General features: G+C 54.1%; 16 protein-coding genes and 1 tRNA gene. 2 read left to right on the top strand and 15 right to left on the bottom strand.

What is annotated here, in order from left to right:
* The first annotated feature begins 11 nt into the window (after positions 1-11).
* Positions 12-581, top strand: a complete 570-nt coding sequence (locus tag ADH68_RS01595; protein ID WP_068960075.1) for an acyltransferase — start codon at positions 12-14, stop codon at positions 579-581.
* A gap of 43 nt (positions 582-624) precedes the next feature.
* Here the strand turns inward: ADH68_RS01595 and ADH68_RS01590 are convergent, their stop codons facing one another.
* Positions 625-1995, bottom strand: a complete 1371-nt coding sequence (locus tag ADH68_RS01590) for a YihY/virulence factor BrkB family protein (protein ID WP_157755856.1) — start codon at positions 1993-1995, stop codon at positions 625-627.
* Positions 1996-2182: 187 nt separating this feature from the next.
* Between ADH68_RS01590 and ADH68_RS01585 the strand changes: the two genes are divergently transcribed.
* Entirely contained in the window at positions 2183-3703 is a 1521-nt protein-coding gene (locus ADH68_RS01585) for a DUF4301 family protein (protein ID WP_068961992.1), read from the top strand.
* Positions 3704-3889: 186 nt separating this feature from the next.
* Here ADH68_RS01585 and ADH68_RS01580 read toward each other — a convergent pair.
* From ADH68_RS01580 to ADH68_RS01515, 14 genes are all read right to left on the bottom strand, one after another.
* Positions 3890-3965, bottom strand: a tRNA-His gene (locus tag ADH68_RS01580).
* Positions 3966-4146: 181 nt separating this feature from the next.
* A complete protein-coding gene (locus tag ADH68_RS01575; protein ID WP_068960076.1) occupies positions 4147-4701 on the bottom strand; it encodes a four helix bundle suffix domain-containing protein in 555 nt (184 codons plus the stop codon).
* Between the two features lie 334 nt (positions 4702-5035).
* Complete coding sequence (locus ADH68_RS01570) at positions 5036-5806, bottom strand: outer membrane beta-barrel protein (RefSeq protein WP_068960077.1); 771 nt, start codon at positions 5804-5806, stop codon at positions 5036-5038.
* A gap of 81 nt (positions 5807-5887) precedes the next feature.
* Positions 5888-6889, bottom strand: coding sequence for a TolB family protein (locus tag ADH68_RS01565; RefSeq protein WP_232321442.1), 1002 nt, complete (start codon positions 6887-6889; stop codon positions 5888-5890).
* A gap of 264 nt (positions 6890-7153) precedes the next feature.
* The gene (locus ADH68_RS01560; RefSeq protein ID WP_068960079.1) at positions 7154-9220 is read right to left on the bottom strand and encodes a hypothetical protein; all 2067 of its coding nucleotides are present in this window, start codon (positions 9218-9220) and stop codon (positions 7154-7156) included.
* Between the two features lie 203 nt (positions 9221-9423).
* The gene (gene purB, locus ADH68_RS01555; RefSeq protein ID WP_068960080.1) at positions 9424-10767 is read right to left on the bottom strand and encodes an adenylosuccinate lyase; all 1344 of its coding nucleotides are present in this window, start codon (positions 10765-10767) and stop codon (positions 9424-9426) included.
* A 72-nt stretch (positions 10768-10839) separates the two neighbouring features.
* On the bottom strand, positions 10840-11592 hold the full coding sequence (gene ubiE / locus ADH68_RS01550) for a bifunctional demethylmenaquinone methyltransferase/2-methoxy-6-polyprenyl-1,4-benzoquinol methylase UbiE (RefSeq protein WP_068960081.1): 753 nt from the start codon (positions 11590-11592) through the stop codon (positions 10840-10842).
* Positions 11593-11601: 9 nt separating this feature from the next.
* Positions 11602-12555, bottom strand: coding sequence for a phosphoribosylaminoimidazolesuccinocarboxamide synthase (locus ADH68_RS01545; RefSeq protein ID WP_068960082.1), 954 nt, complete (start codon positions 12553-12555; stop codon positions 11602-11604).
* Positions 12556-12602: 47 nt separating this feature from the next.
* Positions 12603-13586, bottom strand: coding sequence for a PhoH family protein (locus ADH68_RS01540; protein WP_068960083.1), 984 nt, complete (start codon positions 13584-13586; stop codon positions 12603-12605).
* 496 nt (positions 13587-14082) lie between these two features.
* Positions 14083-14622, bottom strand: coding sequence for a 2-oxoacid:acceptor oxidoreductase family protein (locus ADH68_RS01535; RefSeq protein ID WP_068960084.1), 540 nt, complete (start codon positions 14620-14622; stop codon positions 14083-14085).
* A gap of 26 nt (positions 14623-14648) precedes the next feature.
* The gene (locus tag ADH68_RS01530) at positions 14649-15419 is read right to left on the bottom strand and encodes a thiamine pyrophosphate-dependent enzyme (RefSeq protein ID WP_068960085.1); all 771 of its coding nucleotides are present in this window, start codon (positions 15417-15419) and stop codon (positions 14649-14651) included.
* A 3-nt stretch (positions 15420-15422) separates the two neighbouring features.
* Positions 15423-16508: a 3-methyl-2-oxobutanoate dehydrogenase subunit VorB gene (locus ADH68_RS01525; protein WP_068960086.1), complete on the bottom strand. Its 1086-nt coding sequence runs from the start codon at positions 16506-16508 to the stop codon at positions 15423-15425.
* A gap of 37 nt (positions 16509-16545) precedes the next feature.
* Complete coding sequence (locus ADH68_RS01520; RefSeq protein WP_068960087.1) at positions 16546-16776, bottom strand: 4Fe-4S dicluster domain-containing protein; 231 nt, start codon at positions 16774-16776, stop codon at positions 16546-16548.
* A gap of 263 nt (positions 16777-17039) precedes the next feature.
* The gene (locus ADH68_RS01515; protein WP_068960088.1) at positions 17040-18923 is read right to left on the bottom strand and encodes a hypothetical protein; all 1884 of its coding nucleotides are present in this window, start codon (positions 18921-18923) and stop codon (positions 17040-17042) included.
* Positions 18924-18939 lie beyond the last annotated feature (16 nt).

Here is an 18939-nt window from a genome sequence, read left to right as displayed (position 1 = left end):
TTTACTGAGGCATGAGCAAAATAAAAGAGATAATAAAGAATCTGTTGGGACGCTACTACTCCCTGCGCTACAATATTATTAACAGCGGAGGGCTGTATGTGGGCATGGGTACAAAGATTGTCAACCGCGGCCATCTGTCATGCGGCCGGGGAGTGAAGATACGTCCGTCGGTCTACCTGTGCTGCGACCATAATGCCCGGCTCGTCTTTGGCGACAATTGCGAGATTGGCAACCATTCCACCATATTTTCCTATGGCGAGATTGTGTTCGGTGATGGTGTTCTTACAGCCCCGAATGTGCATATAGTCGATCACAACCATGAATACGAAGATCCCTTCACACATATCTATAAGCAGGGCGTGCGCTACAATCCCGGCGATCGCGTGGTGATAGGCGACGGTTCCTGGCTCGGCAAGAACGTGGTTGTGATAGGCAATGTGTCTATCGGCAAGAATTGTGTCATTGCCGCCAATTCGGTAGTAACCAAGGATGTGCCCGACTACTCTATTGCCGCAGGTATCCCCGCCCGTGTGATAAAGCGCTACGACTTCGACCGCAAAGAATGGGTAAAACTCCAATGAATTGCTGTGAAAAATCAAGAGTCCATAAATCGCCGGCAGTCGATTATACATTGTCGAGCGGGAGGTCGCGCAGCAGTATCTTGTCGCACATGTCGATGGTGCGTAGCGTATTGTCGGTGATTACTTTTATTATATCGGCGAATTCCTTCTGAAAGCCCGGTATGAATCCGTTGGCGCCCTGCGAGTTGAGCTTGCCGAGCACATATCCTAAAGTCACCTTTCCCGGGTCGGTGGCAGGCTGGTAGGCATATATGTCCTCGCCCACGGCCACAGGCGACAGCAGCCGCGCCATCACCATCTCGTCGATAAGCTGGGTGATAAGCCTCGACGGCATATGGTAGTTTGCGGCAAAGTCGGTGACGGTGAGCGGAGGCCGCCCGTCGTCAAAGCGCTTGACGGTTATGGCCATTATCACCACCGCAATCTGGCGCTTGTAGTCAAGCGATATGGTCGATATGTCGTTGGAGAAGTTAAACTGGAATATGTTTTGCGACGAGTAGCACAGCACAGCCCCCGCCAGTGTGATTGTCCATACCAGCTGGAGCCATATCAACAGCAACGGCAGGAATGCGAACGAGCCGTAGATGGCATTGTACTTCGACACATATATCTGTCCCGAAAGAAACAGATACTGGAGTATCTGGAACGCCGTGCCCGCGAATATCCCGCTTAGAAAAGCGTTCTTAAACCTCACCTTGGTGTTGGGAAACGCAAGATACATCCCCGTGAACGACATCCATGTAAGCACAAACGGAGCCACGTCGAGCGCTACCTTCAGCGCCGGAGTGATGAAGTGGAGCCGCGGATTGTCGACAAGGGCGTAGCTCGCCATCACCGATATTCCGCTTGAGCATATCATGAGTATCGGCAGCAGAAACATTATTGCGGTATAGTCGATTACCTTGCGGCCGAACGAGCGCGCGTGGGTCACTCCCCACACCGTGTTGAACGTATCCTCGATGTTGCTCATCAGGGATATCATGGTCCACAGCAACACCACGATGCCTACACCGACAAACAGCCCCTGTGAGGCCTGCTGCATATAGCCGCTCACAAATTCGATACCAGCCTCAAGCGCATGCTTTTGCGACGGCAGAGCCTGGAAGAGCTGAGTCTGGAGCAGATTCTCGAATCCGAATCCGCGCCCGATTGCAAACAGAAGTGCCAGCGCCGGCACTATGGCCAGCAGGGTATTGTAGGTGAGGGCCGACGCGCGGTTCTGAAGGTCGGTGTTGAGAAACGACCGCACCGTCAGATTGATTGTCTTTATGGTGTTGATGCGCCAGCTGCGGCGCGTGTCGCTCCACACCCCGGTGGTGCAGTAGGCCATAAATGCCTTTGTGCGTATCAAGGCAAGCCGCATGAAAGCGCTTCCGCGGCTTATCATATTTGATATTTTGCTCTTCTTCTTCATTCCTGGAGGTCGATGTAAAGCAAGTTGTGAGAGTTCTATTACGTACTTATACAAAAGTAAACAAAATATATAGTGATATTTATTGAGGTGTCGAAAAAAATATGTAGCTTTGATGTCGGCGGGATGTGGCGGCACTCCCGCCGACATCAGTCCGAATACCTTAAACATCATCATAACTGACCAAAACATGACACCCCAGGACAAAACTACACTCGAGGAGAAAGGAATCGCTCCCGAGCTCCTCGAAAGCCAGCTGAAACGCTTTGAGACAGGTTTCCCATATCTACGTATCGTCGACTCGGCCCGCGTGGGCAACGGCATACTCGCTCTTGACGACGCCGCCCGGCAGCAGGCCGTCGACCGTTGGCAGCAATATCTCGCCGATGGCGGACAGGTCTATAAATTCGTGCCGGCTTCCGGAGCCGCATCGCGTATGTTCAAGTCGCTCTTCGCCTATCTCGACGGCGAGGCCGACACTCCCAAGCCGGGCAGCGACGTAGAGCAGCTCATCGACCGCATCGCCGATTTCGCTTTCTTCCCCGAACTCGACGAGACATGCACACGCCTCTATGGCAAGGACATCGCCGCTCTCAAGGCTGAAGGCCGCACCAAGGAGATTGTCGCCGCCCTGCTCAACAAGGAGGGCCTCAGCTACGGACAGCTCCCCAAGGGTCTGCTCAAATTCCACTCCTATGCCGAGGGTGCGCGCACACCTCTGGAGGAACACCTCGTGGAAGGCGCCCAGACTGCCACCGACAAGGATGGAAACGTCAACCTCCACTTTACCGTGTCGCCCGAACACCGCGCTCTCTTCGAACAGAAGATTGCCGCCGCCGTGCCCGGATTTGAAAAAGCCCTCGGCGTGCACTACCACATATCGCTCTCCGAGCAGAAAAAATCGACCGACACCGTTGCCGCCAATCCCGACAACACCCCCTTCCGCGAGGACGGCAAGCTCCTCTTCCGCCCCGGCGGTCACGGCGCTCTCATCCAGAATCTCAACGATATCGATTCGGCTGTAGTGTTCATCAAGAATATCGACAACGTGGTGCCCGACTCGCAGCGCGAAGCCACTCTCCAGTATAAGAAGGTGATAGCCGGATGTCTTATCGAGACTCACGACCGCATCGCGCGCTATATCGACATGATTGACCGCGGCGCCTATACCATCGACGACGTGCGCGAGATGATAGCCTTCATGCACGACACCCTCAACATACGCGACGAAAAGCTCAAGCAGCTTGAAGATGCCGACCTCGTGCTCTATATCCGCGCCAAGCTCGACCGTCCACTGCGCGTGTGCGGCATGGTGCGCAACGAGGGTGAGCCCGGCGGAGGCCCCTACATCACCTACAACCCCGACGGCTCGACATCGCCCCAGATTCTCGAAAGCACACAGATCGACCCCGCGTGCGCCGAGTATAAGGAGATGGTGGCAAAGGCCACACACTTCAATCCCGTCGACCTCGTATGCTACATAAAGGATGTCAAGGGAGCCAAGTACAATCTTCCCGATTACGTCGACCCCGACACCGGCTTCATATCCTCCAAGTCGCGCAACGGACGCGAGCTCCGCGCCCTTGAGCTACCGGGTCTCTGGAACGGCGCTATGAGCGACTGGAACACTATATTTGTCGAAGTGCCCATCGCAACATTCAATCCCGTCAAGACCGTCAACGATCTCCTCCGTCCCGTACACCAGGCCTGATTCAGCCAGTCATAATCCCGTAACATCGACACCCCCGCTACTGAAATCAGTAGCGGGGGTGTCGATGTTATGGAGTTTTGTAGTTGACCCCTAATCCTTTGCGTAGTGGATTTGCTACAATGTGACTACTATGCAAAGGCGGGAAAAAAATAATGGAAGCCCGAAAAGGCTTCCATTAGGTTGATAGGGTGAGGTGTGGGGGTCGAACCCACGACCTTCGGAACCACAATCCGACGCTCTAACCAACTGAGCTAATCTCACCATATGTTCTGTTCTTCAAGTCTGCGCTCAGGCTTGCTGTTTTGAACGGTGCAAAGGTACGCACTCTTTTTTATTCTTCCAAATTTTCTTGAGATTTTTTTGCAAAAAAATCTCAGAGTTCACAGAGTTCACAGAGTTCTCAGAGTACTCGGAGAACTCAGAGTTCTCTGAGAACTCTGAGATTATTTTTTCTGAGAATTGCGATATTCGATGCGTCCGCGGGTCATCTGCTCGCGGATACCTCCATTGATGAGGAAATCGCGTTTTTGTCGTTCGATGAGCCGATGCAGCAACACATCTGCCTGATGTATGAGAATTATAGCGATATTGGCTACTGTCTCGTCACTCCTTACTTTCACGGCCTCGCGATAATCTGCCGAGTCGGCATGTGTCGCACAATATCTGCGTGTCTGGAGAGCTTTCCGGCTGTCTTTATGCCACAGTTTCAGCTCGCGTACACGCAAATAATCTTCATAATCCACCAAAAGCTCCTGCAAACTGGCTTTTGCAACGTTGGTCAGCTTTATCTCGGTCTCTTTGGATGTCGTCCCGGCAGCGCTTCCTTCTGCGATGTTCTGTTTACCGCTTCGGGCGGCCTGCACCATCTGGTCGATTGTACGATCCCCTTTCGAAAGAAAACGGCGTGTAAATATGTATGTTATGTCATAGATTATTTCTGTGACTCTAAATACTCGGAGCCGGCGGTAATGACCTTGTTGTGGAATGAATTTTTCCATTGAGGAGATGTGTTAATGATTGACCGTAGTGAATATTGCTTCAAGGCAGGCTGTTATTGCATTGTCATGCCTGCGAATTTAGTGAAATATCCTGAGATTTATTGCATAAATCTCAGAGTTCTCAGAGTACTCTGAGAACTCCAAAATATTGCCTGATAAAAATCGACGATATGTTAGCCAATATCTTGACTATGATGACAAGATGCTTGAGGGTGACGTTGAAGGTTATTATTAATGATTGATAAAGCGCCCCTGAAAGGAGAGTTGGTTTCTCTCCTTTCAGGGGCGTGTATGTGAATTGCTTACATCTCAGTCTTTAGAGATGTTTCTCTTCTTAGAAGCAGTAGCCGAGAGAGATTTTCAGGTCGCTGCTGTTGACTTTGGCTTTTTCGTATTTGAAGGCGGGGATGAAGTCGGTACCGTATTCTACACCGAGGTAGAAGGCGTTGTACTGGAGCCCTGCGCCGATATGCCATCCCATCTGGAAACGATTCCAGGTAGCATCCTTGCTGCCCATGTCATCTTTGCTGAATACGCTTAACCAATCTCCCTCAGAATCAGGCAGATTATTATCCTCAATAAATTCATCAAGATTTCTATATTCTTCGGGATCATAGCCGTAATCAAAATCTGCCTTCATGCGGCCTGTAAGGTTAAACTTGAAGTTGAGGCCTACATATGGCGATACCGATACTCCGTCGGCAATAGCAAACTTGTAAGCGAAGTTTACAGGCACCTGGAGATTGATGAATTGCTTTTTGTTGTTGGCTTGAATCCATCCGTCATATAGGTCCACTTTTTTGCCGGTATCGGAGCCGAAGCCGAAGTTGAGGTTAAGGCCGGTCTCGACAAACATGGGCAGTGTGCTGCTCACGCTGAAGCCATGGATGTAGTTGAGGCCGAATCCATTGAGCCCGAAGTCGCTGTCGGAGCCTCCGGCCTCCTTGTTGAATCCGAAGTGTGTGTTGTTGTACGATACTGAGATGCGGTTGTAGTCGTCGAGATCGGTTGATGCAGTGTTGGAGCCGGTGTTGGCAAACTGTGCCGACGCGCTTGCCGCGGTGGCGAGTGCACCTGCGAGCATGATTGCTTTTAAACTTTTCATTGTCGTGTCTCTGATTGGAAATTATTAATAAATATGAAATAAGATGCTGAAGTCGTTATGATGGCTTCAATGCCTCTGTGCTTATTCGGTGAATGTCATGCGCCATATGTTGGCTGTGGCGTCGGCATCTCCACGCTGCGATATGAAGTAGATGTTTCTGCCGTCGTGGCTCCATATGGGGCTGAGGTCGTCGGCGGCATGGTGGGTAAGCTGGCGCAGGTCGGTCCCGTCGATGCGGCATACATATATGTCGGTATTGTGGTAGGCGACACCCTGGCCCTCCACTACCGATGAGCCTACGAATACAATCCAGCGCCCGTCGGGCGATATCATCGGGGTGGTGAAACTTTTGTCGGTGGCCGATACGATGCATTCCTCCACTCCGGTGTCATAGTTGATTTTCCATAATTCGGCATTCCCGCCGGGTGTCTGGCGCGATACTATCAAGGCGCTCTCTTTGTTCACAGGGCAGGGGTTCTGGCCCGGCGAGTAGTTCGACAGGAAGTTGTCTTTCAGATTGTAGCTCCATATGCTGCATCCGCCTTTGTTTTCGGTGCGGGCGAAAAATACCATGGCCGAGCCGGGGGCCTGGATGGGTGAATAGTCGTTGGCGCCCGATGTTATCTGACGGCACACATAGCCGTTGGAGGCGTCGGTTGAGAATATCTGGGTCGTTTTCCCTCGCGATTCTGAGAAATAGAGGGTTTTACCGTCGGGCGAGAAGGAGAAATCTATCACTCCCGTGCGGTTTGTGCGCTGGCGCGAAGAGCCTTGTTTCGCAAGGTCTTTCAGAAATATGTTGGTCGTGTTGTTGCGAAACGACAGGTAGGCTATGTTGTTGGTGTTGGGCATAAGGCTGAGCACCCGGTTGGTGAACCAGTCGACACGCTTTCCCGTGCGTTTAACCTTTGGCAGGCATACAAAGTCGCTGTTGACCGATATCTTGGTGAGCTCCAGGCCGCTCTCTTCCGGAACGCTCACCACCGAGAAGTCGACTGTGGCAGCATGCATGGCTGTTGCTGTGGCAAGCATGGCAAGCGATAATGACATTATGGAGAGACTTCTGCGTATTGATTGAGGCATGGCAATAAGCTGATGTGATATGTGGTGTTGTAAATGGGTGATAAACCGATAAATTTTAAATTTTGTGCAAAGATGTAAAAAAAAGTTATTTTGCCGCCGATTTGTAGTTAATTAGTGTTAAATATATTTAATTGCGGAATGGGTGGTTATATATACAGCAAGAGGCGTATCATGGCCCGACCGTTGTGGCGGGCATGATACGCCTCTTGTAGAGAGGTATTGCGATATGCTTGGATGTTGCTTAGAGAGTGGCTAAGCGGATGCTTAGCGTACGAGCTGCTTCGACACGGAACGTGAGCCGTCGGCATGCACGGCTGTGCGTATCACTACACTGCCAGGAGCGGGCTCGATGATGCGGCGCCCTGCGAGGTCGGTGTAGATTACGGATACTACAGGCGATTCGCTGTCGGAGATTCCGGGCACGCACTCGATACTTGAGGTGGCGCTTACCTGCATCACTGCCGATTCGGCGCCCTCTTCTGTCATTCCGAAGAAATTAAGATAGTCGGTGCGCACGGAATAGCCGTAGGTCTTGCCCGACTCAAGGCCGGTGAATGTGTGGGAGGTGCCGTTGACGGTGGCCGATTCGAGTTTCTTGTACGACTTCTGACCGGGAGCGAGTGTCTGGTACACCTTTATGTCGTCGAGCATGAATTTCTTCAGATTCTTCGACTCGAAGTGCACAGTGGCTCCGTCGTATGCTCCCGAGAGAGTCACGGTCTCGTCGATAATGCCGTCGGCAGGCACGTCAAATACTTTGGCGCGGGCTTCGTCGTATTCGCCGATGTATACCGTAATCTGGTCCTCTGAGGGCTTGCTGCTCTGCAGGCGGAAAGATATTGTGGCATCGCCTTCGGCAAAGCCGAGGGCCGGAGTCACCATGGTGCCTCCGCCGTAGGGGCGTCCGCCGAGAATCATTCCGTCGAATGTGCCGAACATGCCTTTGGCCACGATGGCCGAATTGACACTCCATCCGGGCATTTCTGTATAGTCGTCGGCCGAGATGCGCTCTATCGGTGAGTCGAATGTGCCTGAAGTGGCTTTGTCAAAGCTGTCCTCAAGCAGGATGTTCTCTAACGGTTCGCCCTGTGCTACGGTGATGCTTCTGATGAAGAATTTCTTCAGATTCTTCGATTCGAAGCGGATATAGTCATCGGCAGTACCTCCTGAGATCTCAAACGACTCGGTGACGATGCCGCTCTCGGGTACTGTGATTACATGGGCCTTGTCGGAAGAGAATGAACCGATATACACTGTGATGACATCTTCGGGAGTGGCGTGCATCGACAAGGTTATGTTCAACTTGCCGTTGTTGGCCGAGAAGTCGGCGTTGGGTGATAACATCTCGCCTCCGATGGGACGTCCGCCTCGCACGGCTCCGTCGGCTACACCAAACATGCCGTCGGCTACCAGACAGGTCACGCCCTTCCAGCCTTTGGTGTCGGTGTACTCGTCGAGCGATTCAACAGTGGTAGGATTGTCGAATGTGCCGCCACTGCATTTTGCGCCGTTCTCGCTTATCTGGCATATGCCGTCGGCCGAGATAATCTCGTAGTTGGTCACTACGTAGGAGGAGGCTTTGGGATTGGCCTCCCAGTTGGCGGTATATGAACTGGGGGTTACTGACGATGCCGGTTTCAGCACTGTAGGCACGAGGCTGTCGAGATGAAGTATCTCGGAAGCTGCCGATATATCTTCGCCGCCGATAGCCTTTACGCTGGCATAGTAGTTGGTGGCGGGGTCGAGGCCGCTCACTTTCATTGTTGTGGCGGTCGAGGCCTCGTGGTCCATTATATATATGTTGGGACGGTAGGTGTTTACCACGGTCGATATCGTCATGGTGCCTTCGCCGGTAGGCTCGCTGCCCGATGGGCCGGCCTCTATGTAGATACACTGGGTGAACTCGTCGACAGGATAGCCGCCAAATATTTCGTAGGTGGATACCTGATTGGTGACGGCAAGCTGACCCATATATATTTCGCCACGGAATATCGAGCTGATTTCGTGGCTGGCATCCGCCTGGCGGAAGATAAGCGGGAGCGTTTTGTCATTGTCGATGCCGGTGGTGCCGCTTATAGTATAGTTGATTACCGCTTTGTCAAGATGTCCGTTGACGACCGGTGTGTATAATACAGGATTATCCTTGTTGATAATTTGGTTTACATACTGTGCCTCGGTAGTGCTCTCTCCCAGATGCCATACCGATACCTCATACCCTGTGGCGCCCTCTACGGCTTCCCATGTCAGAGTAAGCGAGTGGCCGTCGTAGCCGCTCTGTGCAAGCCCGGCCGGTGGAGCTATCGCACTCGCTCCGGTAGGGATACCGGCCATAGCTAATAAACAAAGTAAAGAATTTCGCATTTTTTTGTTGTGAAAATAAAAAAATAATGATTGAATTAGAAAACGAGTGTAAATTTAGCTCAAATTTAATTATAGACCAAATACTTACTGATATAATACACTTTTCTATATAAAACCGGGCTGCCCCGTGATGATTATGCAGGGCAGCCCGGTTTATGGCATGTTGTGGAAAATCAATATCCGGTGTAGGTGTGGGGCGACAGACGGTGCAGCTCCTCTTTCACCTCGGCCGACACGTTGAGTGTGTCGATGAAGGCTGCGATGCTCTCGGCTGTCACTGTAGTGTTGACGCGTGTGAGTTCCTTGAGTGTCTCGTATGGCTTGGGATATCCTTCGCGGCGCAAGATGGTCTGTATGCCTTCGGCCACTACGTTCCACATGCCGTCGAGGTCGCGGTTGATGGCGGTCTCGTTGAGCAGGAGTTTGCCGAGTCCCTTGAGGGTCGAAGCGATGGCAATCATCATGTGGGCCATAGGCACACCGACGTTGCGCAGCACGGTCGAGTCGGTAAGGTCGCGCTGCAGGCGGCTTACGGGCAGTTTCGACGCGAGGTGGTCGAGTATGGCGTTGGCGATGCCGAGGTTGCCCTCGGAATTTTCGAAGTCGATGGGGTTGACCTTGTGGGGCATGGCCGATGAGCCTACCTCTCCGGCCTTGATTTTCTGCTTGAAGTACTCCATCGATATGTACTGCCACATGTCGCGGTCGAGGTCGAGGATGATGGTGTTGATGCGGCGCATGGCGTCGAATATGGCAGCCAGATTGTCGTAGTTGGATATCTGGGTGGTGTATTCCTCGCGTTCGATGCCGAGACGCTCGCTGAGGAATGTGGCCGCGAATTTGCGCCAGTCGATTTCGGGATATGCCGTAAGGTGGGCGTTGAAGTTGCCTGTGGCGCCGCCAAACTTGCCGCTGACGGTTGTGGCGTCGAGCATGGCGAGCTGTTTGCGCAGGCGGTAGCTGAACACGCGTATCTCTTTTCCGAGACGTGTGGGCGATGCGGGCTGGCCGTGGGTCTTGGCGAGCATGGGTAGGTCGGCCCACTCGTCGGCGCGTGCCTCAAGATGCTCGATGAGCTCTACGAGCATGGGACGGTATGCCTCGGCGATGGCTTCCTTAACCGACATGGGCACTGATGTGTTGTTGATATCCTGCGAGGTAAGGCCGAAGTGGATAAACTCTTTTACGCCGGTAAGGCCGAGGGTGTCAAACTTCTCCTTGAGGAAGTATTCCACCGCCTTTACGTCGTGGTTGGTGACGGATTCTATCTCCTTGATGCGCTGTGCGTCAGCAGTCGAGAAGTCCTTGTAGATGGCGCGGAGGGCGGGAAACAGGGCGTGGTCTACCTCCGACAGCTGGGGGAGAGGTATCTCGCAGAGGGCGATGAAATACTCAACCTCCACGCGCACGCGGTAGCGGATGAGAGCATATTCTGAGAAGTACTGGTCGAGAGCCGCGCATTTACCGCGGTAGCGTCCGTCGACGGGCGATATGGCTGTAAGTTGTGAAAGTTCCATTGCTTATTGTATGAGGGGGATGATGTGGTGAAAAAATGGCCATAGCCCCAAGGCAGGGGCTATGGCATGAGATTATTTACGGGCGATGTAGATGGTACACACGCCGAATGTGAGAGGATGGTGCTCTGTGGCCGAGAATCCGGCTTCGCACATGAGGGCGAGCATCGATTCGCCCTGAGGCACCGCAGCGATGCTTTCGGGCAGATAGCTGTAGGCGCGCACGTCGCGGCTTACGATACGCCCCGCCAGGGGTATGATATGGCGGGTGTAGAAGCGGTAGAGTGGTTTGACCAGCGGCGATGTCGGTGTCGACAGCTCGATTACACAGAGTGTGCCGCCGGGCCTCAGCACACGGTACATCTCGCGGTATCCCCGGAGCAGATGCTCGAAGTTGCGCACTCCGTAGGCGGCGGTGACGATGTCGTAGGTCCCGTCGGGCATGGGGAGGTGGAGGCAGTCGGCGGCGAGAAATGTCATCTTTGTTCCCGAGGCGGCGGCTCCGGTGTCGGCGGATGCCTTGCGGCGCGCCACCTCAAGCATGCCTTCGCTCAGGTCGATGCCTGTCACTGTAGCCGGGCGGAGCGAGCGGGCAAGCAGCAGGGCAAGGTCGCCTGTGCCTGTGGCCACGTCGAGTATGTCGGCATGGGGCCCGGAGGCAAGCATGCGCACTGCCTTGCGACGCCACAGCCGGTCGATGCCGAAGGTCATCATCCGGTTCATGAAGTCGTAGGCGGGAGCTATGGAGTCGAACATGTCGCGCACCTGCTCTGTCTTGCATCGCGTGTCGCCTCGGTAGGGGTTGACGCGCTCGGCTTTTACATCCATAAGAGTCTGTTATTTGCGGGCTTCAAGCCAGGCTGTCACTGACTTCTCGATGCGCGAGGCTATGTCGGCTGTCTCTGCGTCGCGGTCGAATTTCTCGCCGGTGATGTGCTCGTACAGTTCGATGTAGCGGTCGCTTACCGACTCGCAGTAGGCGTCGGTCATCTCGGGCACCTGCTGGCCCTCTTTGCCCATGAAGCCGTTTTCGATAAGCCACTGGCGCACAAACTCTTTTGAGAGCTGCTTCTGGGGCTCGCCCTTGGCGAAGCGCTCCTCGTATCCGTCGGCATAGAAGTAGCGCGACGAGTCGGGTGTGTGGATTTCGTCGATGAGGTATACCTTTCCGTCGCGTTTTCCAAACTCATATTTGGTGTCGACAAGTATCAGACCATGCTTTGCGGCGATTTCCGAGCCGCGCTTGAAGAGCTCGCGGGTGTACTCTTCCATCTGCTCGTAGTCGGCTTTGTCGACGATGCCCTGGGCGATGATTTCCTCGCGCGAGATGTTTTCATCGTGTCCGGCCTCGGCTTTTGTGGTCGGGGTGATGATTGGTTCGGGGAATTTCTCGTTCTCCTTCATCCCGTCGGGGAGGCGTACGCCGCATATCTCGCGGCATCCTGCCTGATAGTCACGCCATGCGCTGCCGGTGAGGTAGCCGCGGATAATCATCTCCACGCGGAATCCCTCGCACTTGAGTCCGACTGTCACCATCGGGTCGGGAGTGGCGAGCTTCCAGTTGGGTACTATGTCGGCTGTGGCGTCGAGGAACTTTGCCGCAATCTGGTTGAGCACCTGTCCCTTGAAGGGTATGCCTTTGGGGAGAATCACGTCAAATGCCGATATGCGGTCGGTGGCGACCATCACCATGATGTCGTCGTTGATGTCGTAGACGTCGCGTACTTTACCGTGGTACACGCTCTTTTGGCCGGGAAAATTGAAATCGGTCTTGGTAAGTGTCTGTGCCATTGCTGTTATGATGTGATAGTTGTGATTGAATTCGTGGTTGTTGGCGGTCAGTCGGAGAGTTCCGGCTGTTCCGGGGTGTCGCGTTGGGATTTCATTTCATCGTCGTAATGCTGGTAGGCCTCTACGATGCGTTGCACGAGATGGTGGCGCACGATATCCTTTTTGCCAAACTCCACCATGCCGATACCCTCTACGCCGTTGAGCACGTGGAGGGCCTGCACGAGGCCTGAGCGTACCGAGCGCGGGAGGTCGATCTGGGTCACGTCGCCGGTGATTATCATCTTGGCGTTCATGCCCAGTCGGGTGAGAAACATCTTAATCTGGTGGGTGGTGGTGTTCTGGGCCTCGTCGAGCACGATGACGGCGTCGTTGAGTGTGCGTCCGCGCATGAATGCGAGGGGAGCTATCTGGATTACGTTGTTGTCCATGTATTCCTTGAGCTTTACGGCCGGAATCATATCTTCGAGTGCGTCGTAAAGCGGCTGGAGGTAGGGGTCGATTTTGTCCTTCATGTCGCCGGGCAGGAATCCGAGTTTTTCTCCGGCCTCGACTGCCGGGCGCGAGAGGATAATCTTGCGCACCTCACGGTTTTTCAGCGCTCTGACAGCCAAGGCAATGGCTATGTAGGTCTTGCCTGTACCGGCGGGGCCGAGGGCAAATGTGAGGTCGTTGTGGATAAATGCGTCGACGAGTTTCTGCTGGTTGGGGTTGCGTGCGGCGATAGGCTTTCCGTTGATGCCGTAGATGATTACGTCGTCGCGTTTCATCTCTTTCGGGGAGTGGCCTTTTACGATGTCGAGGATTACGTCCTCGGGCAGTTTGTTGTAGCGTGAGCAGTAGTCTTCGAGCTCTTTTATGCGCTTTTCAAACTGTGCGGTCTCCTCTTCGTCGCCGATAACTTTTATTACCTGTCCGCGTGCGGCCATGCGCAGTTTCGGGAACAGATTCCTGATTAACTGCATGTTGCAGTTGTTTACCCCGTAAAAACTTACGGGATCCACGCTGTCGATAATTATAATACGCTCAATCATCCGTGAATCGTGAAATATGTTTACAAAGTTACAACAAATCTCGGATACGGAATGATTTTCAGCATGCAATTTTCAGATGATAATCTGAGAGCTTGAAGTCATCTTGACATCAAGCTCTTATTCGGAGACAAAACAAACACTGAGACACCGTTCCCCGGTATTTGTTGACAACGCCGGGCTACGCCGGGCATTTTGAGGGATGGGGCACCAACCTATGGTTGCGAACCGCTAACGCGGCTCTTACCATAGGCTAACGTTGTGGACGCCCCTAAAGGGGCTATGCGCTAACGCGTCGGGTTGTGGATGGAGCCCGAATATTGTGGAACGTGGTCTTAGAAACTGTTTAAATTTATATGATACCGATTTTGATATGGATTGTCAGATGGATTTTTGCTTGTGATGAGGGAGTGTAGCAGTAGCTACATGACCGAAGAACAAACGAAAAGACGCCGACAAGACTCTCAAAAGCAAAGTAATATGAATTTTAAACAGTTTCTTAATTTTTGACGAGGTCCATGCCGCGTCGGATGGCCTGCTCGTTTAGTGGGAGCAGGTGGTGGTGACGCTCAGGGAGGGTCTTTTTAAGCCCGCGCAACACGGCGTCGACATCGACCACCGGTTTCATGCCGAGAATGGCACCAAGTACAATCATGTTGTATGTCTTGGAGTTGCCCATCTCTACGGCTGCATCCATTGCCGGTATCTCGCGTACGATTATGTCGGTGCGCTCGGGGCGGCGGTGTATGCCGTAGGCATCGTATATGAGGAGTCCGCCGGGCTTTACCTTAGACTCGAATTTGTCGAGGCTCTGCTGGTTGAGCACTACGGCTGTGTCGTAGGTGTCGAGCACGGGCGAGCTAATCGGAGTGTCGCTGAGGATTACGGTGACGTTGGCTGTGCCTCCGCGCTGCTCGGGGCCGTAGGCCGGCATCCATGTCACTTCCAGATTGTTCATAAGCCCTGCGTATGCGAGTATCTTTCCCATCGAGAGTACTCCCTGTCCGCCGAAGCCCGATATGATGATTTCTTCTTTCATGCTGGGTGTCTTTTAGCTCTTAACTCTTATTGGTCGAGGGTATTTTTGAGGTCGCCGAGAGGATAGGCTGGGAACATGTTCTGCTCCATCCACTCATTTGACTTGGCGGGCGACATTTTCCATCCGGAGTTGCATGTGCTTACCACCTCGACCACAGATGTTCCGCGCCCTTCCATGGCTGCGGCAAATGCTTTTCGCAGGGCGGGCTTGGCCTTGCGCACGGCGGCAGGAGTGTGTACTGCCTGACGGGTTACATAGCATGTGCCGGGCAGGAGGGCGAGCAGGGGTGTTATGTTGAGCGGGTGTCCGTTGAGGTCGGTGCGGCGTCCGTAGGGGGTGGTCGATGTCACCATCCCTTCGAGTGTTGTCGGTGCCATCTGTCCGCCGGTCATGCCGTATATGCCGTTGTTGATGAATATGATCACGATGTTTTCGCCACGGTTGGCGGCGTGTATGGTCTCGCATGTGCCTATGGCTGCGAGGTCGCCGTCGCCCTGGTAGGTGAACACCATTTTGTCGGGGCTGAGGCGCTTGACGGCTGTGGCCACGGCCGGGGCGCGTCCGTGGGCGGCTTCAATCCAGTCGATATCGATGTAGCGGTATGCGAATACGGCACATCCTACGGGCGCTATGCCTATGGTCTTGTCTTCGAGGCCGAGCTCTTCTACGATTTCAGCCACAAGTTTATGTACTACCCCGTGGCTGCATCCCGGGCAGTAGTGCATGGTCTCTTCGGTCAGGAGCGACGGGCGCGAGTATACTCGGTTTTCTTCCTTTATGATATCGTTGAGTTCCATATGTCAGTTCTGTGGGAAATGGTTGAAGAATGCGTCGAGGATTTCCTGTGGGTTGGGGACGATTCCGCCGAGGCGTCCGAAGTGGTATACGGGCACTGAGTCGTGGCATGCGAGGCGCACGTCCTCGATCATCTGTCCGGCGTTGAGCTCCACCACCATTATGCCTTTCACCTTTGCGGCAAGGCGCTCTATCTCCGCAGTGGGGAACGGCCATAGTGTGATGGGACGTATGATGCCTATCTTCACGCCCTGTTCGGCGGCCATCTCGATGGCTTTCTGCGATATGCGGGCTATTGAGCCGAAGGCCACGATGAGGTAGTCGCAGTCGTCGATGCCGTATGTGGCAAATCTCACTTCGTTTTCCTCAATCATGCGGTATTTTTGTTGAAGGCGGATGTTGATTTCCTCCATTGCCTGTGGCATGAGCTCAAGGGTTGTCATGATATTGCGCTGACGCGATGCGGGTTTTCCTGTTATTGCCCACGGGCATTGTGCGGCAATCTCTTCGGGGGTGCGCCTGGGGCGCTGGGGAGGTAGCACCACCTTTTCCATCATCTGCCCGACGATTCCGTCGGCGAGTATAATGGCCGGAGTGCGGTATTTGAAGGCGAGATCAAATCCGAGGGCCACGAAGTCGGCCATCTCCTGCACGGTGGCCGGGGCGAGTGTAATCAGGCGGTAGTCGCCGTGTCCTCCCCCCTTTGTGGTCTGAAAATAATCGGCCTGTGATGGCTGTATTGTGCCGAGTCCGGGGCCGCCGCGCATCACGTTGATTATAAGTGCGGGCAGCTCTCCTGCGGCTATGTAGCTGATACCTTCCTGCTTAAGCGACACACCGGGCGATGATGACGATGTGAACACGGCCTTGCCGCAGGCGGCGCCGCCGTATACCATGTTGATGGCCGCTACCTCGCTCTCGGCCTGAAGCACTACCATGCCTGTGGTGTCCCACGGCATCAGTTCCTCAAGGGTCTCCAGGACCTCGCTCTGCGGTGTGATGGGATATCCGAAGTATCCGTCGGCTCCATACCTTATAGCGGCATGTGCAAGGGCTTCGTTACCCTTCATCAGTCTAACTTCTTCGCTCATAAATGTGTATAGTCAAAATTCAACATTATGGGGGATACTATTTCTCGAGGGCACGATATACCTCAATGCATCCGTCGGGACACACCACGGCACAGTTGGCACATCCGATGCAATCGGCGGGGCGCACGGTATATGCGAAGTGGTAGCCACGGTCGTTAACCTCCTTGCCCTGCAGCGAGAGCACATCTTTCGGACATGCCACCACGCAGAGATCGCATCCCTTGCAACGGTCAGTGTCGATTACCACTGCTCCAAATACTTTTGCCATATCGGTGTAAGTTATGTTAGTAATGTGTGATGTGGAGTGATGTCGTAAAGCATAAACAGCTTTTCCGACAGCAAATATAATTAAATAATTGGATGGTAAATATATTTTAACATATACTTAACCTATGGCACACCGCGGGGTAAAATGTGCGAAAAAAGCGTATGTTGAGAAAAATGATTCATATATCGAGAGTCGGGGTAATGAATTGTAGCCGGCACGGGTGTAATCTGCCGATATTGTTAGCGGGAAAAGAAAACGTACACTCAGCGTATGCGCTTAGGTCGATGAAAAGCGATGTCTGACAGGTCGGCCGGAGGGGGCATCTGCGACGCTACCCACAGGCCGATGGCGCGGGTCATCAGTATGTCGTCGTGACATCCGTGGCGAGCGGCGTATCTTCCCGAAGGGTCGCGCTCGTATACGGCAAGCTCGTTGCAGGCCTCAGTGTCGCGCTCGATGTAGGCGCTGTCGCGCACGAGGCTTATCAGATGGCCTATGACCAGGGCCTTGGTCTGACGGTTGGTGTGAAATCCGACACGGTTCTCAAGGGAGTGAGTGGCCGAGTCGAGTGCCCGCCGTCGGTAGAGGTTGGGGTAATGACGGTTGAGTTCCGACAGCAGTATGAGGGCATTGTCGGTGTCGGGAGTAGTCTGGCTTTCAAGTGAATTGCTCTCTACGACCAGCAGTGCGTTGCCATACCACGACGCTATTGCGGCTGCTTTTGCGGTGAGCAGGTCGTGGTCGATGTGTCCTCTCCACTGTGCCACTATTTCCGGTAGCCCGTGTGGCGGAAACCGGTCGATGACGGCTATTACGGAGAAGTCGGCTCGGTCGGTGCGGCCGCCTATGTCGACCGACACTACGTAGCGGTCGATGCCGTGGCGAGGTCTCGACCATACTTTCAGATGTCCGCATGGGTCGGCCACGAATCCGTTGACGGTCATGGCTCCAGGAAGCAGTGGCGATGCGGTGGATAGTTCGCCCAGCTCGTAGGAGTCAGAACACCGTGCCCGCAGAGTGTCAATCAGCGTCGGGGCAAACACTCCGCTTCCGGTGTTTGCAAAGGCTTCGGTGGCCGATGATGGGAATTCGGCCTGCATCAGATGGCGCGACGGGTATTCGCTCAGTTTCTCGCGGTACCATTGTATCTGGTCGAGTGTGCATCCGAGCTGCCACAGCCAGCGCTCATAGTCGGACATTGACCTCCATAGCGCTTCGGCATCGGGGACTTCGGCGGTGTATATGTCAATCTCATACCACGGCACGAACACGGCGGCCTTGTCGCTGCGGCCGGCCTCTGAGCGTAGCCATTCGGAGTGGAAATAGTTGCCTACTCCGTTGGCTGTGCTTTCGAGCGCAATCAGAGTGTCGGGTTGGCGGACTATGCCTCCGCATATGGCGCGGATGAATCCCTCGGGCGACTGTGTCGGCGAGTCTTTCCAGAATGCCACCTCGCTCAGGTGGGCCATTGCGTAGTCGGCTCCTCGCACGGCTTCCTGTCCCTCTGACGACCCTACAGTCACGCGGCAGTCGCGCCCTGTGATGACGCGTGTGTTGACCGAGCGCTCGAATGGACGGAAGTCGTGGGGAGAGTCGTCGGGCCAGAACTCGTCGGGGTAGCATGCGAGCATCTTGGTGTACATGCCCCGTATGGTTGAGGCTGTGTCCTTCACGTGGGCGCATATCAGGGAGTGCCAGTTGCGGTGGTGGATGCATTGAATCCACGCCATATACATCTGTATAAGTGTAGAGCCGCCCCATTGCCGGGCCTTCAGCATTATCAGGCGTATCGGGCGCCGGGCCACGCGCATGCCTTCGAGCACGGCAAGTACCCGTCGCTGGGGACGGTTGAGCACAAACGGTATGTCGCGTCCCGAGAGTTTATCTTTGATTCTGACGCATGTGGCGGCCCAGAACTCGAAGTCGTGGGAGAAGCGTAGCATGCACCATGCGTGACGGTCGCGTGCCACGGTGAGAATGGCGGGGTCGTCGGCCATTGTCTGAGGTATGCGGCAGGGTGTGCCCTTGGGGTCGATGGCCTCGACGCGAGGCAGATGGCTTCCTTGGCCGGTGAGCGGGTCGTAGGGTGCACGCATGGCGGCTGTGCGCCGTGCGTTTTCGGCAAGTATATCGGTGATGTTTTCCATAATATAACGTGAGTTC

It is taken from the genome of Muribaculum intestinale (genome assembly GCF_002201515.1).
Taxonomy (GTDB): Bacteria; Bacteroidota; Bacteroidia; order Bacteroidales; family Muribaculaceae; genus Muribaculum; species Muribaculum intestinale.
The sequence above is the reverse complement of the archived record's forward strand: the minus strand, read 5'-3'. Positions and strand labels throughout refer to the sequence as shown.

What these genes read in the sequence shown, in the direction of transcription:
- ADH68_RS01595 (WP_068960075.1), top strand. Translation starts at nt 12, where the DNA reads ATGAGCAAAATAAAAGAGATAATAAAGAATCTGTTGGGACGCTACTAC.
- ADH68_RS01590 (WP_157755856.1), bottom strand. Translation starts at nt 1,995, where the DNA reads ATGAAGAAGAAGAGCAAAATATCAAATATGATAAGCCGCGGAAGCGCT.
- ADH68_RS01585 (WP_068961992.1), top strand. Translation starts at nt 2,183, where the DNA reads ATGACACCCCAGGACAAAACTACACTCGAGGAGAAAGGAATCGCTCCC.
- ADH68_RS01575 (WP_068960076.1), bottom strand. Translation starts at nt 4,701, where the DNA reads ATGGAAAAATTCATTCCACAACAAGGTCATTACCGCCGGCTCCGAGTA.
- ADH68_RS01570 (WP_068960077.1), bottom strand. Translation starts at nt 5,806, where the DNA reads ATGAAAAGTTTAAAAGCAATCATGCTCGCAGGTGCACTCGCCACCGCG.
- ADH68_RS01565 (WP_232321442.1), bottom strand. Translation starts at nt 6,889, where the DNA reads ATGCCTCAATCAATACGCAGAAGTCTCTCCATAATGTCATTATCGCTT.
- ADH68_RS01560 (WP_068960079.1), bottom strand. Translation starts at nt 9,220, where the DNA reads ATGGCCGGTATCCCTACCGGAGCGAGTGCGATAGCTCCACCGGCCGGG.
- purB (WP_068960080.1), bottom strand. Translation starts at nt 10,767, where the DNA reads ATGGAACTTTCACAACTTACAGCCATATCGCCCGTCGACGGACGCTAC.
- ubiE (WP_068960081.1), bottom strand. Translation starts at nt 11,592, where the DNA reads ATGGATGTAAAAGCCGAGCGCGTCAACCCCTACCGAGGCGACACGCGA.
- ADH68_RS01545 (WP_068960082.1), bottom strand. Translation starts at nt 12,555, where the DNA reads ATGGCACAGACACTTACCAAGACCGATTTCAATTTTCCCGGCCAAAAG.
- ADH68_RS01540 (WP_068960083.1), bottom strand. Translation starts at nt 13,586, where the DNA reads ATGATTGAGCGTATTATAATTATCGACAGCGTGGATCCCGTAAGTTTT.
- ADH68_RS01535 (WP_068960084.1), bottom strand. Translation starts at nt 14,622, where the DNA reads ATGAAAGAAGAAATCATCATATCGGGCTTCGGCGGACAGGGAGTACTC.
- ADH68_RS01530 (WP_068960085.1), bottom strand. Translation starts at nt 15,419, where the DNA reads ATGGAACTCAACGATATCATAAAGGAAGAAAACCGAGTATACTCGCGC.
- ADH68_RS01525 (WP_068960086.1), bottom strand. Translation starts at nt 16,508, where the DNA reads ATGAGCGAAGAAGTTAGACTGATGAAGGGTAACGAAGCCCTTGCACAT.
- ADH68_RS01520 (WP_068960087.1), bottom strand. Translation starts at nt 16,776, where the DNA reads ATGGCAAAAGTATTTGGAGCAGTGGTAATCGACACTGACCGTTGCAAG.
- ADH68_RS01515 (WP_068960088.1), bottom strand. Translation starts at nt 18,923, where the DNA reads ATGGAAAACATCACCGATATACTTGCCGAAAACGCACGGCGCACAGCC.